Annotated in this window: 13 protein-coding genes and 1 pseudogene; 12 read left to right on the plus strand and 2 right to left on the minus strand. The window is 75.8% G+C overall.

Features of this window, described 5'->3' with window-relative positions; translation table 11 throughout:
- Window positions 1–166 precede the first annotated feature (166 nt).
- The 4 genes from LQ51_RS31820 (at window position 167) to LQ51_RS06085 (ending at window position 4,988) form a co-directional block, all read left to right on the plus strand.
- Window positions 167–1,501, plus strand: coding sequence for a cytochrome P450 (locus LQ51_RS31820; RefSeq protein WP_231605441.1), 1,335 nt, complete (start codon window positions 167–169; stop codon window positions 1,499–1,501).
- Complete coding sequence (locus LQ51_RS06075) at window positions 1,498–2,301, plus strand: isocitrate lyase/PEP mutase family protein (protein ID WP_046563678.1); 804 nt, start codon at window positions 1,498–1,500, stop codon at window positions 2,299–2,301. The genes LQ51_RS31820 and LQ51_RS06075 overlap by 4 nt, the downstream gene beginning before the upstream one ends.
- A gap of 100 nt (window positions 2,302–2,401) precedes the next feature.
- Window positions 2,402–3,370 (plus strand): hypothetical protein, encoded by a 969-nt coding sequence (locus LQ51_RS06080; RefSeq protein ID WP_046563679.1) that lies wholly within the window; start codon window positions 2,402–2,404, stop codon window positions 3,368–3,370.
- Window positions 3,371–3,374: 4 nt separating this feature from the next.
- Window positions 3,375–4,988, plus strand: coding sequence for an asparagine synthetase B family protein (locus LQ51_RS06085; protein ID WP_046563680.1), 1,614 nt, complete (start codon window positions 3,375–3,377; stop codon window positions 4,986–4,988).
- A 54-nt stretch (window positions 4,989–5,042) separates the two neighbouring features.
- Here the strand turns inward: LQ51_RS06085 and LQ51_RS06090 are convergent, their stop codons facing one another.
- A complete protein-coding gene (locus tag LQ51_RS06090; protein ID WP_046563681.1) occupies window positions 5,043–5,522 on the minus strand; it encodes a GNAT family N-acetyltransferase in 480 nt (159 codons plus the stop codon).
- Between the two features lie 60 nt (window positions 5,523–5,582).
- On the opposite strand from LQ51_RS06090, the gene LQ51_RS06095 reads away from it, so the two are divergent.
- The 4 genes from LQ51_RS06095 to LQ51_RS06110 all read left to right on the plus strand — a co-directional run bounded on the left by LQ51_RS06095 (window position 5,583) and on the right by LQ51_RS06110 (window position 8,424).
- Window positions 5,583–6,005 carry a MarR family winged helix-turn-helix transcriptional regulator gene (locus tag LQ51_RS06095; protein WP_052744762.1) on the plus strand — a complete coding sequence of 141 codons (423 nt, stop codon included), beginning with the start codon at window positions 5,583–5,585 and terminating at the stop codon, window positions 6,003–6,005.
- A gap of 45 nt (window positions 6,006–6,050) precedes the next feature.
- Window positions 6,051–6,890 carry an alpha/beta fold hydrolase gene (locus tag LQ51_RS06100; protein ID WP_046563682.1) on the plus strand — a complete coding sequence of 280 codons (840 nt, stop codon included), beginning with the start codon at window positions 6,051–6,053 and terminating at the stop codon, window positions 6,888–6,890.
- Between the two features lie 100 nt (window positions 6,891–6,990).
- Window positions 6,991–7,464, plus strand: coding sequence for a DUF1203 domain-containing protein (locus LQ51_RS06105; RefSeq protein ID WP_046563683.1), 474 nt, complete (start codon window positions 6,991–6,993; stop codon window positions 7,462–7,464).
- Between the two features lie 27 nt (window positions 7,465–7,491).
- Entirely contained in the window at window positions 7,492–8,424 is a 933-nt protein-coding gene (locus LQ51_RS06110; protein ID WP_046563684.1) for a PfkB family carbohydrate kinase, read from the plus strand.
- Between the two features lie 191 nt (window positions 8,425–8,615).
- Here the strand turns inward: LQ51_RS06110 and LQ51_RS06115 are convergent, their stop codons facing one another.
- Window positions 8,616–10,061 (minus strand): LVIVD repeat-containing protein, encoded by a 1,446-nt coding sequence (locus LQ51_RS06115; RefSeq protein ID WP_046563685.1) that lies wholly within the window; start codon window positions 10,059–10,061, stop codon window positions 8,616–8,618.
- Between the two features lie 138 nt (window positions 10,062–10,199).
- On the opposite strand from LQ51_RS06115, the gene LQ51_RS06120 reads away from it, so the two are divergent.
- The 4 genes and pseudogenes from LQ51_RS06120 to LQ51_RS31825 form a co-directional block, all read left to right on the plus strand.
- On the plus strand, window positions 10,200–10,907 hold the full coding sequence (locus tag LQ51_RS06120; RefSeq protein ID WP_046563686.1) for a DUF305 domain-containing protein: 708 nt from the start codon (window positions 10,200–10,202) through the stop codon (window positions 10,905–10,907).
- A 50-nt stretch (window positions 10,908–10,957) separates the two neighbouring features.
- Window positions 10,958–12,178, plus strand: a complete 1,221-nt coding sequence (locus tag LQ51_RS06125; RefSeq protein ID WP_046563687.1) for a sensor histidine kinase — start codon at window positions 10,958–10,960, stop codon at window positions 12,176–12,178.
- Complete coding sequence (locus tag LQ51_RS06130; protein ID WP_046563688.1) at window positions 12,175–12,840, plus strand: response regulator; 666 nt, start codon at window positions 12,175–12,177, stop codon at window positions 12,838–12,840. Before LQ51_RS06125 ends, LQ51_RS06130 begins: the two co-directional genes overlap by 4 nt.
- 250 nt (window positions 12,841–13,090) lie before the next feature.
- A pseudogene (locus LQ51_RS31825) lies at window positions 13,091–13,261 on the plus strand (ABC transporter ATP-binding protein); the annotation flags it as partial.
- Between the last annotated feature and the right edge of the window lies 1 nt (window position 13,262).

Here is a 13,262-nt window from a genome sequence, read left to right on the forward strand (position 1 = left end):
CTCACGCCGCGTCCCGCTGGCCGGACAAGCCACTGAGTGGAACGTCATGGGTGTGTCCGCACCTCGGAGACACCCATGCCGTTCCACCGGCCGGATGGGCCCGGGGCCGGGGGAGGCGGGGAATCGTTCGGTCCGGGCCGAACGGTCAGGCACCTACGGTCGGAGCATGAGCTGGTCGATCATCGCCCCCGCCCCCGGTACGCCACCCTGCGGACCGCCCACTCCCGGCCCCGACGGGTGGATCGTCACCCGGCATGCCGACGTGCTCGCCGTGCTGACCGACCCGCGGTGCGTGGTGCCCGCCGCCGCCCCCGGTGCGGCGGACGGCACCCTGGCCTGGCTGCGCGGCGCCGTCAGCCGGTTCAGTCCGCCCGAGCAGCATGCCGCCCGCCGTGCGGTCGGGGTCGCGGCGCTGGCCGACCTGGACCCGGACGAGCTGCGCACGACCGCTGCCCGGGTCACCGCCGCGCTGCTCGACGAGGTGGCCGCCGCGGCCGGCAGCACCACCGCTGCGCCCCACACCCTGGCGCCGCACACAGCGATGCTGCCCGGCTCGGCGGGCGCCGACATCGCCGTGTCGCGGCACGCGGCGATGCGGTCGGGCCGGGCGGGCGCCGACGCGTCAACCACCGTGCCGCCGCACGCGGCGATGCTGTCCGGCCGGGCGGGCGCTGACGCGTCAACCACCGTGGTGCCGCACGCGGCGATGTTGTCCGGCCGGGCGGGCGCCGGCGGGGCTGGTGCAGGTGTGCCGGTGGCAGGGACCGGTATGCGGTCGCCGCTCACCGGCGGGGCGGGTGGCGAGCCCGGCGCGGGGCGGGTCGACGTGATGGCGTTGCTGGCCCGGCGCGTACCGGTGGAGGTGCTGGCGGCCGGGCTCGGCCTGGCGGATCCGGCGGTGGCCGCGCCGGCGGTGGCGGCGGTGGCGGCCGCGTACCACCCGGGCGCGGACGCGGCGGCGGTGGCCGCCGCCGACCGGGCGGTGGCCGCGCTGGTGGCGCTGTCGCCGCCGGCCCCGCCCGAGGTGGCCGCGAACCGGATCGGGCTGCTGGTGCAGGCCTGCGACGCGACCGCCGGCCTGATCGGCTCCGCCGTCCGGTGGGGGCTCGCGGCGCCGGCGGCTGTGCCCACCGCCGACCTGCTGGCCGAGGTGCTGCGTCTGGACCCGCCGGTGCGGGCCACCCGCCGGGTCACCACCGGGGCGCTGCGTCTCGGCGGCCGGACGATCGGCCCGGACATCCCGCTGCTGCTGCGCTTCGACGCGGCCAACCGGGACCCGGCGGCGCATCCGGAGCCGGACCGGTTCCGGCCGGGCCGCGGGTCATTGACCTTCGGCGCCGGGCCGCGCGGCTGCCCGGGGGAGCGGCACGCGCTGGCCCTGGCCGAGGGCGTCGTCGAAGAGGTACGCCGCCGGTGCACCGCCACCACGGACGGCTCGGTGGCCCACGAGCCGCATCCCACCCTGCGCGTCCCGACCCGGATCGAGGTGAGCGTCCGATGAACGCCCGGGTCGCCTTCCGTGACCTGCACCGGCCCGGCCGGCCGCTGCTGCTGCCGAACGCCTGGGACCACGCCTCCGCGGCGGCCCTCGCGGCCCGGGGCCACCCGGCCGTCGGCACCACCAGTCTGGGTGTCGCCGCGGCCGCCGGCAAGCCGGACGCCGCCGGCGCCATCCGGGCCGAGAATGTCGCGCTGGCCCGGCGGCTGCGGGACCTGCCGGCACTGCTCAGCGTGGACATCGAGGGCGGGGGCAGCGACGACCCGGCGGCGGTGGCCGAGCACGTCGCGGAGCTGGCCGCGCTCGGCGTGGCGGGGGTGAACCTGGAGGACGGCCGTCCGGACGGCACCCTGGCACCTCCCGACCTGATGGCCGCCAAGATTGCCTCCGTCCGGGCCGCCGCGCCGGAGGTGTTCGTCAACGCCCGTACCGACGCCTGGTGGCTGGGTGTGCCCGAGCCGCTGCCGGAGGCGCTGGACCGGGCCCGGGTGTACCGGGAGGCCGGGGCCGACGGCTTCTTCGCGCCGGCCGTGCCGGACGATCTCGTGCCCCGGCTGGTGGCGCACGCCGGGCTACCGCTGAACGTGCTGTACCGGCCCGGCGGGCCGGGCATGGCCGCCCTGGGCCGGCTCGGGGTGGCCCGGGTCAGCACCGGGTCCCTGCTGTTCCGGGCCGCCCTCGGCGCGGCGCTGCACCTGGCGGAGGCGGCCCGGGCGGACCGGGAGGCCGACCTGCCGGACGTGCCGGCCTATGACTGGGTCGCTGAGCTGTCCGTGCCGAATTCAGCTACTCGTCGCTCTTAAGAGGTAATAGGAGGATTGTTCGGGGATCGCCCTCGTGCTGCGATTACGGTGTGTTGCAGGTTCGATCACGCCGCGTGATGCCCGGAGAGGGGACCCGACCATGCGAGTGCCCAGCCGAAGCCCCGGGCAGCAGCCCGGGCCCGCCGTCGCCCCCGCCGCTCCCGCCCGCCGCCTGCCGCCCACCACCGGCCGCCGTCCCGCCCCCGGGCGGCGGCCGGACCTGGCCGCGTACCGGGCGGCGGTGGCCGAGCTGCTGGTCGAGGTGGGCGCCCTCGCCGGTGCCCCGTCGACCACCGCCCGGCAGGTGCTGCTGGACCAGCGTCTGCGGGAGCCGGCCATCGCCGCGGTCCTCGACGCCACCCCGCAGGGGTACGTGGGTGCCCGCGAGACGCTGCTGCTGGAGATGGCCCGCTACCAGCCCAACGCCCGCAGTTCGGCGCAGGACCTCACCGCCCTGGTCCGGATCTACCTGCTGTCCCGCATCGACGTGATGTGGTGGCGGGACACCCCGACGCTGCTCACCGACAGTCAGGTCGACACCAGCACCGACCTGGTCGACCTGGAGTGGCTGCGCCGGCGCGGCCTGCTCGCCTTCCGCTACCAGGAGCAGCCGGTCGGCGTGGTCGGCCGGGGGCTGCGGGCGGTCGGCCGGCGGCTGCGGCCCGGCGCCACCCCCCGTACCGCCGGGCTGCGGTTCCGCCGGGCCCGGCGCGAGATCGTCGCCCTGCTCAACGACATCGGCCGGCAGTTCGCCCTGGCCTGCCCGCCCGGCACGCCGCCGCTCTGGGTCACCAGCCTGGCCCGCAGCGCCGAGCACCAGTACCGGCTGCGCCGCCTCGGGTACGCCGCCATGGTGCCCAGCGGGCACTGCCTGGGCTGGGCCGCCGACGTGGAGGTGGCGTGGTACCAGCGGTTCGGTGCCCGGGACACGCTCACCGGGCTGCTGCTGGCCCGGCAGGAGGCCGGCGAGATCAACGTTGTCGACGAGGGCCAGGCCTGGCACATCTGTCTCGCGCCCGACGCGCGCCGCCGGTTCCGCCGGGCGTACGAGGCCGAGATGGGGGTGTGAGGCGATGTGCGGCATCGCGCTCAGCCTCGGTCCCGAGGCCGACCCGGCGACCTTCCGCCGGATGCTCGCCGTCCTCGCGCCGCGCGGCGAGGTCACCGAGACCCGGCAGGAGAACGGCCTGCTGGCCGGCGTACGCCGGCTGCGGGTGGTGGACCCGGACCGGGCGGGCCAGCCGTGGCTCTCGCCCGACGAGCGGCACCTGCTCTGCTACAACGGCGAGATCTTCAACCACCACGAGCTGCGCGCGGAGCTGACGCGGCTCGGGTACCCGTTCCGCAGCGCCAGCGACACCGAGGTGGTGCTGGCCGCCTTCCGGCAGTGGGGCGAGGAGGCGGTGCACCGGCTGCGCGGCGAGTACGCCTTCGTCGTGGTGGAGCGGGCCAGCGGGCGGGCGTACCTGGCCCGCGACCCGCTCGGGGTCAAGCCCCTCTACTGGTCCCGCGGCCCGGGCTGCCTGCACCTCGCCTCGGAGGTGAAGGCGCTGGTCGGGCACGGCGCGCCGATCAGCGAGGTGCCGCCCGGCCACCACGGCTGGGCCGACCCCGACGGTCGGGTCCGGTTGCGTCCCCACGTGGACCTGCTCGCCCTCGGCGCGGGGCGGCCGGTGATCGACGACCCGGACGAGGCCGCCCTGCTCGTCCGGGCCGCGCTCACCGACAGCATCCGGGTGCGGCTGGACACCGACCTGACCGTCGGGGTGATCCTCTCCGGCGGCCTGGACAGTTCGCTGGCGCTGCTGCACACCCGGCAGCTGCACCCGGACTGCGTGGCGGTCACCGTCGGCGTGCCGGACAGCCCCGACGTGGCGTACGCGCGGCGGCTCGCCGCCGACCTCGGCGTGCCGCACGAGGTCGTCGAGCTGCGCCCGCGCGACATCCGGCTGGCCGACGTCCGGGAGGCGATCCGGATCTCCGAGCTGACCGAGTACGGCGACATCATCAACGCGGTCGTCTCGGTGCCCCTCTTCCGCCGGCTGCGCGAGCTGGGCGTCAAGGTGGTGCTCACCGGGGACGGCTCGGACGAGCTGTTCGGCGGCTACCCGATGTATCACCGGGCCGGGCCGGGCCGGTCCCGCCGGCTCTTCCTGCACAAGATCCGCAACCTGTGCCGTACCGAGTTGCAGCGGGTCGACCGGGTGAGCATGGCGCACCGGGTGGAGGCCCGGGTTCCCTTCCTCGACCTGAGCCTGGTGGAGCTGGCCATGCGGCTGCCGCTCGACCTCAAGGTGCGCGACGGGCAGGAGAAGTGGATCGTCCGGCGGGCCTTCGCCGACGTGCTGCCCGACTACGTCCGCCGGCGCCCGAAGAACCCGATGTCGTACTCGTCCGGGCTGCACGAGCGGGCCCGCCTGTACCGGCCGCTCTTCGCCCGGCTGCACCGCTCCTTCGGCTACGACCTGCTCGAACCGGTCCGCCGTGACTTCGACAGCGTGCTCACCCGTTGCGGCAACGACCTGGACCGGGCGATCGCCGACGGGCTGGCCCGTCCCGACTACACGGTGCTGGAGCACGCCCGGGACCTGGTCGGCGCGGCGAAGTGGAACGCCGTGCCGATGGTCCGCCGGTTGGTCGGCCCGCGCCGGACCCGGGGCGGGGACGGGGCGCCGCTGCCGGGCTGAGCGGGTGGTGCGGGCGGGCCCGCTCGTGCAGCCCGGCCGAGTGCGACGTCGGGTTCACCGGACGCGTTTCTCGTAACGCCGGCAGGCGACGACGACCGGGGTGGTGCCGGCCTCGGCGGGGTAGTCCAGGGCCGCCGCGTCGCGCCAGCCGTTGCGGGCGTAGCACCGGCGGGCCCGGCTGTTGCCGACCGCGACCGCGAGCCAGGCCGTGTCGAACCGGGCGGCGACGGCCCGCTCGGCGGCGGCGAGCAGCGCGCCGGCCACCCCGGTGCCGCGGGCCGGCCCGGCGACGTACACCTGCTCGACCTCGTCCTCGCGGACGGTGACGAACCCGACGAGCCGGCCGTCCCGCGTGCCGAGCGTGGTGGCGGACAGGCGGGGCGGTACCCGGTCGCGGAAGTCGGCGAGCCGCCGGTGCCGGTGCAGCTCGGCGGGGACGTGGCCGGCGTGCCCGTCCCGCCAGCCCGCGTGCCAGAGCACGGCGATCGCCTCGACGTCACCGGGTTGCGCGGGGCGCAGTACGAGACCAGCCATCCGGCGGCCCTCCCGAACCAGAGACTTGCACTTCTAACTTAGGGCTCTAAGATAGCTCCCATGAACCATCCGAACAACCTCGGGCTGGAGCTGCACACGCTCGTGTCCCGCCTGGAGCGGGCCGGCGACCGCATCCTGCGCGCCGGTCACGGCCTCTCCTACCGCCGGTTCATGGTCCTGGTCACGGTCGGCCAACTGGGCGCGTGCACCCAGCGGGCGCTGGCCGACAGCCTGGCGGTCACCGAGCCCTCGATCAGCCGGATGGTCGCCGCCCTCGCCGGCACCGGGCTGCTCACCGTGACCCCGGACCCGGCCGGCGGCAACCGGCGCCGGATCGCCCTCACCGACGCCGGCCGGCAACTGGTCGAGCGGGCGGGCACCGAACTGATCGGACGGCTGACCGAGCTGGTCGAGTCCAGCGGCGTGCCGTTCGACACCTACCTCGCGTACACCCGACGGTTGAACGCCGCCCTGGGCGGCTGAGACACCGCCGGACGCGCCCCACCCGGATCACCATGAGGAGTTCCCATGTCGACGACCTCCGCCGTGCGGACCGTCCGCTCCGCCGACGGCACCACCATCGCCTACCACACCACGGGCGCCGGCCCCGACCTGCTGATCGTGCCGGGCGCGCTCAGCGACGCCGCCGACTTCACCGGGCTGGCCGAGGCGCTCGCCGGCAGCTTCACCGTGCACACCGTGCAGCGGCGCGGCCGCCGGGGCAGCGGCCCGCTGGGACCCGGGTACGGCATGGAGGTCGAGTGCGCCGACCTGGCGGCGGTGCGGGCGGCCACCGGCGCGCGGTACGTGTTCGGGCACAGCTTCGGCGGCCTGGTGGCGCTCGAGGCGGCCCGCCGGGACCGGCACATCGCGAAACTGGCCGTCTACGAGCCCGGCGTCAGCGTCGACGGCCTCATCCCGACCGACTGGATCCCGCCGGCCCGCCGGTTCCTGGCGCAGGGTCGGCCGATCGACGCGTTCGCGGCGTTCTCCACCGCCACCGGGCCGCGCGCGGCGCGGCGCAACCCCCGCTGGCTGATGGCCGCCATCCTGCGGCTGGCCTTCCGGGGCGAGAAGCGGGCGAAGGTCGTCGAGCTGCTCGAACCGGCCCTGCGCGAGCACGCGGAGGTCGGCCGGCTCGACGGCAGCTACCCCCACTACCGCACGGTCTCCGCCGACGTGCTGCTGATGACCGGCGGCCGGAGCGACCTGGCGCACGTCGGTCCGGCCACGACCCGGCTCGCCGAGGTGCTTCCCTCGTCGCGGGTGCACACCTTCCCGAAACTGGACCATTTCGGGCCCCACCACCGGGGCGAGGCCGAGGTTGCCGCGGCACTGACCACGTTCCTGCTCGAAACCGGCACCTGACGACCACCAGGGGGGTGCCGGAGCCGCGGCCCGGCTCCGGGCGCACCGCGACGTCCGATCACCGCCAGCCGACGGCGCCGCCGCGCGCCAGGCTGGGGACATGACGACGACCCGGACCCGGTACCTGATCCGACCCCTGCCCGCTCCGCTGCTGGCCGGGGTGCGGCGCAGCGGTCTCGACGCCGCCGGCCAGCCGGTCGAGCGCCGCCGCGCCGAGGGCGGCGAGCCGCTGCGCTGCTGCCTGCGCGACGCCACGCCGGGCGAGCCGCTGCTGCTGTTCGGCTACGCCCCACCGATCCCGCCCGGCCCGTACCGCGAGCTGGGGCCGGTCTTCGCCCACGACGCCGACTGTCCGGGCCCGGCGGCGCCGGGCGGCTACCCGGCCGACTGGCGGGGCCGGCCCCAGGTGCTGCGGGCGTACGACGGCGCGGGGCGGATCGTCGGCGGCCGGCAGCACGACGGCGACGACCCGGAGGCGGTGCTCGCCGAGCTGCTCGCCGACCCCGTGGTGGCGCAGCTGCACAGCCGCAACGTGGTGTACGGCTGCTTCATGTTCGCCGTGGTGCGGGCGTGAGCGGCGGCGGCCGGGGTATCACCCGGCATGGCCGGACTGGACGCGATCGTGGTCGGGCAGGTGGCGCGGGACCTGGTGCTGCTGGTGGACGAGGTGCCCGGCCCGTCCGGCGCCGTGCCGGTGCGCCGCCGGCGGGAGCTGCTCGGCGGCAAGGGCGCCAACCAGGCCGTCGGTCTCGCCCAGCTCGGCGCCCGGGTCGGGCTGCTCGGGGTGGTCGGTGAGGACGAGGTCGCCGACCGGCTGCTGGGTCAGGCCCGCAGCGACGGCATCGACGTGGCCCCGGTGCTGCGCCGGGCCGGCACGCCCAGCGCGCTGATCGTCGACGTGGTCGACGCCGGGGGGCGCTGGCGTTACCTGGAGGACATTCCCGAGGCGACCCTGCTCTCCGAGGCGGACGTGGCCGGGGCCGCGGCGATGCTGCGGGCCGCCCGCGCCGTGGTGGTCCAGTTGCAGCAGCCGCTGCCGGCGGCGCTCGCGGCGGCCCGCTGCGCCCGCGACGCCGGCCGGCTGGTGGTGCTCGACGGGGCGCCGGCCGACCCGGCCGGCGGGGTGGAGCTGTTCGCCCTGGCCGACGTGCTGCGAGTGGACGCCCGGGAGGCGGAGCGGATGGTGGGCGGCCGGCCGGCCGACGCCGAGGCGGGCCTGCGGGCGGGCCGGGAGCTGCGGGCGCGGGGCCCGGCGCTGGTCGTGGTCGAGGTGGCGGGGCAGGGCAACGCGGTCGTCTGGCCGGACGGCGCGGTCTTCGTGCCGTTGACCGAGACGCCCACGGTGGACAGCACGGGTGCCGGGGACGCGTTCGTCGCCGCCCTCACCGCCGGGTTGCTGCGCGGCGAGCCGTACCTCCGGGCCGCCCGCTACGCGGTCGCCGCGGCCGGCGCGACGGTGGGCCACCCCGGGGGCCGGCCCGCTCTCACACCGGCGGCGATCGACGCCCAGCTGGCCCGCCTGCCGCCCGGTTGAGCGGGCGCGCCGCGGCCCGGGCCCGGCCCGTGGTGGGCCGGCCCGGCCCGTGGTGGTGGCGGCCGGGCCCGGTCCGTGGTGGCCCGGGCCCGGTCCGAGGTGGGCCGGGCCCGGTCCGTGGTGGGCCGGGCTCGGTCCGAGGTGGGCCGGGCCCGGTCCGTGGCGGTGGCGGCCGGGCCCGGACCGGGCGGTCACCAGCTCAGGTAGCCCGCCTGGGTCTGCACGTTCAGCTCGGAGACCCGGGTGAGCTTGGCCGTCCAGGTCCGCGGGTCCTTCAGCTCCAGCACGTCCAGCCCCTTCTGGATGTCGCTGGAGTAGATGTGGCCGTTGTACCAGTACGCGGACCAGGAGCCGCCCAGGGTGAGGGTGGCGTCCGAGAGCGGGCCACGCTCCCAGTAACCAATCTCCACCGGGTGCCGCGAGTCGGTGAAGTCCCAGACCGACACGCCGCCCTGGTACCAGGCCTGCACCATGATGTCGCGGCCGAGCACCGGGATCAGCGAGCCGTTGTGCGCCACGCAGTTCTCGGTGTCGGCGTTGGCCCGGGGAATCTTGTAGTAGCTGCCGAAGGTCAGCGTGCGGGCGTTGCCCCGGCCGGTGATGTCGTAGATGGCGTCCGCGCCACGCTGCGGGCCGGTGGCCTCGTTGCAGGTCGCCGCGCCGCCGCCGCCCAGCTCGTCGGTGAAGACCACCTTGGTCCCGGCGTTGTTGAACGTCGCCGAGTGCCAGAAGGCGAAGTTGGCGGTGTCCCGGACGCGGTTGATCACCCGGGGCGCCTCCCGGTTGGCGATGTCCATCAGCACGCCGTCACCCATGCAGGCGCCGGCCGCGAGGTCGCGCGCCGGGTAGGCGGTGATGTCGTGGCAGCCGGTGGTGGCGGAGCCGCCGGGCCGGCCCTCGTACCCGCCGTCGGGGAAGAGGTTCGGCGTGGCCACCACGGCGGCCGTGGTCGGCTTGTTCAGCGGCACCTTCACGATGGAGATCGAGTCGTGCGGCGGCTGGCAGTCCGGGAACTCGGCCCGCGGGCTGTACGACGAGACGTACAGGTAGACGGTCCGGCGGTCCTTGCCCGGCACCAGGGTGTGGGTGTGTGAGCCGCAGGCGGTCTCCACCGACTTGATGTAGCGCGGGTTCCGCTTGTCGGAGATGTCGAAGATCTTGATGCCCTCCCAGGACTCCTTGACCGTCGCGGGCTGCCCGACGCTGGCGCAGGAGTCGTCGCTGCGCGAGGAGTCGGTGGAGAGGAAGAGCAGGTTGCCGTGGACCGAGATGTCGTTCTGCGATCCCGGGCAGAGCACCTGGGACAGGATCGACGGCGCGCTCGGCCGGGCGATGTCGTAGATGACGAAGCCGTTGTAGTTGCCGACGAAGGCGTACCGGCCCTGGAAGGCCATGTCCGTGCCGTACGCCGACTCGGTGTCGAACGGCGCCTGTTTGGGCAGGCTGGCGATCTGTCGGAGGTTCGGGCTGCTGGAGATCTCGTCGACGCCGAGGCCGGCGTCCACGGTGGTCGGCTCGGCGCTCAGCCGGGAGGTCTGCTGGGCGCTGCTGGGTGGGGCGGCGGCCACGCCGGCGACGAGCAGGGCGGCGGCGGCCAGGCTGACGATCCGGATGCGGGACGTGGGAGATCGGTGCATCGGCGACACCCTTCGAAAGGGGATGACGATTGCCCACACCTTACCGGCTGCTGACGCACATCAATGTGTTCTGCGTCACACTGAAGGACGGTCATCTATGGATAGGATCGCTGCGACCTCGACCGGAGGGAGTGGCGTATGACCATCCGGCAGGCGCGGACGTGGGCCGCCGTCACAGTGACCGCCGCACTCCTGCTCGTGCTGGGCATCGCGCTGGCCCGGCGTGCCGAGCCGGCGACGCCGCTGGCCCGACCGGCCACCGTCACCCCCACCCCCACCCCCACCCCCGGCACCGCGGACGGCGCCGCGCCACCGGTGATCGTGCCGGGCCGGCCGGGGGAGCCCGCCGGCCTGCGCGCCGGGGCGGAGGTCCGCGAGGCCGCGCCGCCCCGCTACAACAGCCTCGACGTCTGGTTCGTCCGGATGATGATCCCGCACCACCAGCAGGCCCTGGAGATGGCCGCGCTCGCCCCCGACCGGGCCGCCGACCCCCGGGTCCGTGCCGTCGCCGACCGGATCCGGGCCGCCCAACAGCCCGAGATCGGCGTCATGCGGGCCTGGCTCACCACCCGTGGCCTGCCCGCCGAGGTCCCCGGCCACGACCACGGCACGATGCGCGGCATGCAGTCCGCCGAGGCGATGCGGCAGCTCGCCACCGCCCGGGGGGCCGAGTTCGACCGGCGCTTCGTGCGGATGATGACCGACCACCACCAGGGCGCCGTCGCCATGGCCACCGACCTGCTCAAGGTCGGCGTGGACCAGACCATGCAGGAGTTCGCCAACTCGGTCGCCGCCGAGCAGACCGTGGAGATCGGCCGGCTCGCCGAGCTGGTCCCGTCCTCCTGACCCGGCGCCGTCCGGGCCGGCGGCGACAGACCCGGCACCCCGTACGCTGGGTGACCGTGGAGCGCATGATCTTCGGCCGGCCGTTGCGCAGCGTCGCCTTCGACGTCGCCGTCGCCGGGCTGGTGGCGCTCTTCGCCGTCGCCGGGGTGGTGGCCCAGCCCGGCGGCTGGCCGGCCACCAGCGTCGGGCTGCTGATGGGGCTGACCCTGCTCTTCCGGCGGACCCACCCGTCGGCCGTCGCCGCCCTGGTGGCCGCGCTCGCCCTGACCCAGGTGCTCGCCGGCTGGGGCCCGCTCGGCTACGACATCGCCGTGCTGATCGCCCTCTACAGCGTGGTCAAGTACGCCGACCGGCTGCGGGACGGGGTGATCGCCGGCGGGGTGGCCGGGGTCGGGGTGGTGCTGGCCGCGTTCCAGGTGCCCGGACCGGCCACCTGGTGGGCCAGCGCGATCTGGTTCGGCACCATCACCGGCGCGGTCTGGCTGGTCGGGCTGAACGTGCGGACCCGCCGGCTCTACGTGCTCAGCCTGGAGGAGCGGGCCGCCACCCTGGAACGGGAGCGCGAGGCCGAGGCCCGGGCCGCGGTCGCCGAGGAGCGCACCCGGATCGCCCGCGAGCTGCACGACGTGGTGGCGCACAGCATGGCCGTGATGATCGTGCAGGCCGACGGGGTGCGGTTCACCATCGACCGGGACCCGGCGACCGCCCGCGAGGCGGCCAAGGTGGTGGCCGACACCGGGCGGCAGGCGTTGGAGGAGATGCGCCGGCTGGTGGGCGTACTGCGGGAGCCGAGCCGGCCCGAGCCGGCGGCCGGGCCCGACGACGGGCTCTCCGCCGAGCCGGCGCACCGGCGGCCCGCGCTGGTCGAGCTGCCCGAACTGCTGGACCGGTTCCGGGCGGCCGGTCTCACCGTCGGCTGCGCCACGACCGGCCGGCCGTCGGCCCTGCCGCCCGGGCTGGAGCTGACCCTCTACCGGGTGGTGCAGGAGTCGCTGACCAACGTGCTCAAGCACGCCGGGGTGGGCGCCTCGGTCGAGCTGGACCTGCGCTGGACCCCGGACGCCGTCGTGGTCCGGGCCGTCGACGACGGGCGCGGCCGCCCCGCGGTCCGGCCCGCGCCCTCCGGCGGTCACGGCCTGGTCGGCATGCGCGAACGCGTCGGGGTGTACGACGGGAGCCTCACCGCCGGCCCCACCCTCGCCGGCGGCTGGCGGGTCGAGGTGCGGCTGCCGCTGCCGTCGGCACCGGAGACGGAGGAGAAGGCCGCATGACCGTCCGTGTGGTGATCGTCGACGACCAGGCGCTGGTCCGCGCCGGGTTCCGGATGGTGCTCGACTCGCAGCCCGACCTGGAGGTGGTCGGCGAGGCCATCGACGGCGCCGACGCGCTCCGGGTGCTGGACCGGGTGGCGGCCGACGTGGTCGTGATGGACCTGCGCATGCCGACCATGGACGGGGTGGAGGCGACCCGCCGCATCGTCGGCCGCCCGGCCGACCGGCGCCCCCGGGTGCTGGTCCTGACCACCTTCGACACCGAGGCCGACGCGTTCGCCGCGCTGCGCGTCGGCGCCAGCGGCTTCCTGCTCAAGAACGTGCCACCGGAGGAACTGCTCGCCGCCATCCGGGTGGTCGCCGAGGGCGACTCGGTGGTGGCCCCGTCGATCACCCGGCGGCTGCTGGACCGGTTCGCCGGTCAGCTCGGTCCCGGCTCCGCCGAGGACCCCCGGTTGGCGCAGCTCACCGAGCGGGAGCGGGAGGTGCTGCTGCTGGTCGCGCAGGGCCTGTCCAACGCCGAGATCGCCGCCCGGGTGCACGTGGCCGAGGCGACCGTGAAGACGCACGTCGGCCGGATCCTGGCCAAGCTCCAGCTCCGCGACCGGGTGCAGGCGGTGGTGCTGGCGTACGAGAGCGGGCTGGTCACCCCCGGCGGCTGACCGCCGGGTACGACCTGGGTCGTACGGGTCCACCCGGTCGGGGGCGACCCGGGGCGTACCGAGGTCGAGCGCCCAGGTGGAGATCGACTCGCCGGTGCCGCGCCTAGCGTCGGAAAGGTCCGTTGACCCGCCCGACAGGAGCACCACCGTGTCCGCAGTCCCGACCACCGGCGTCGCCGTCAGCGCCCGCGAGCTACGCCGGGAGTACGGCGCCGGGCCCCAACCGGTCGTCGCCCTCCCCGGCGTCGACCTCGGCCAGACGGTGGTCATGGCGACCCACGATCCTGGGGCCGCCGCGCACGCCGACCGGGTGATCTTCATGGCCGACGGCCGGCTGGTCGACGAGCTGCGTACGCCGACCGCCGGGCAGGTCCTCGACACGCTCGCCCGGCTCGAGCCGGCGCCGGCGGCGGGGCGGTGAC

It is taken from the genome of Micromonospora sp. HK10 (assembly GCF_000982955.1).
Taxonomy (GTDB): Bacteria; Actinomycetota; Actinomycetes; order Mycobacteriales; family Micromonosporaceae; genus Micromonospora.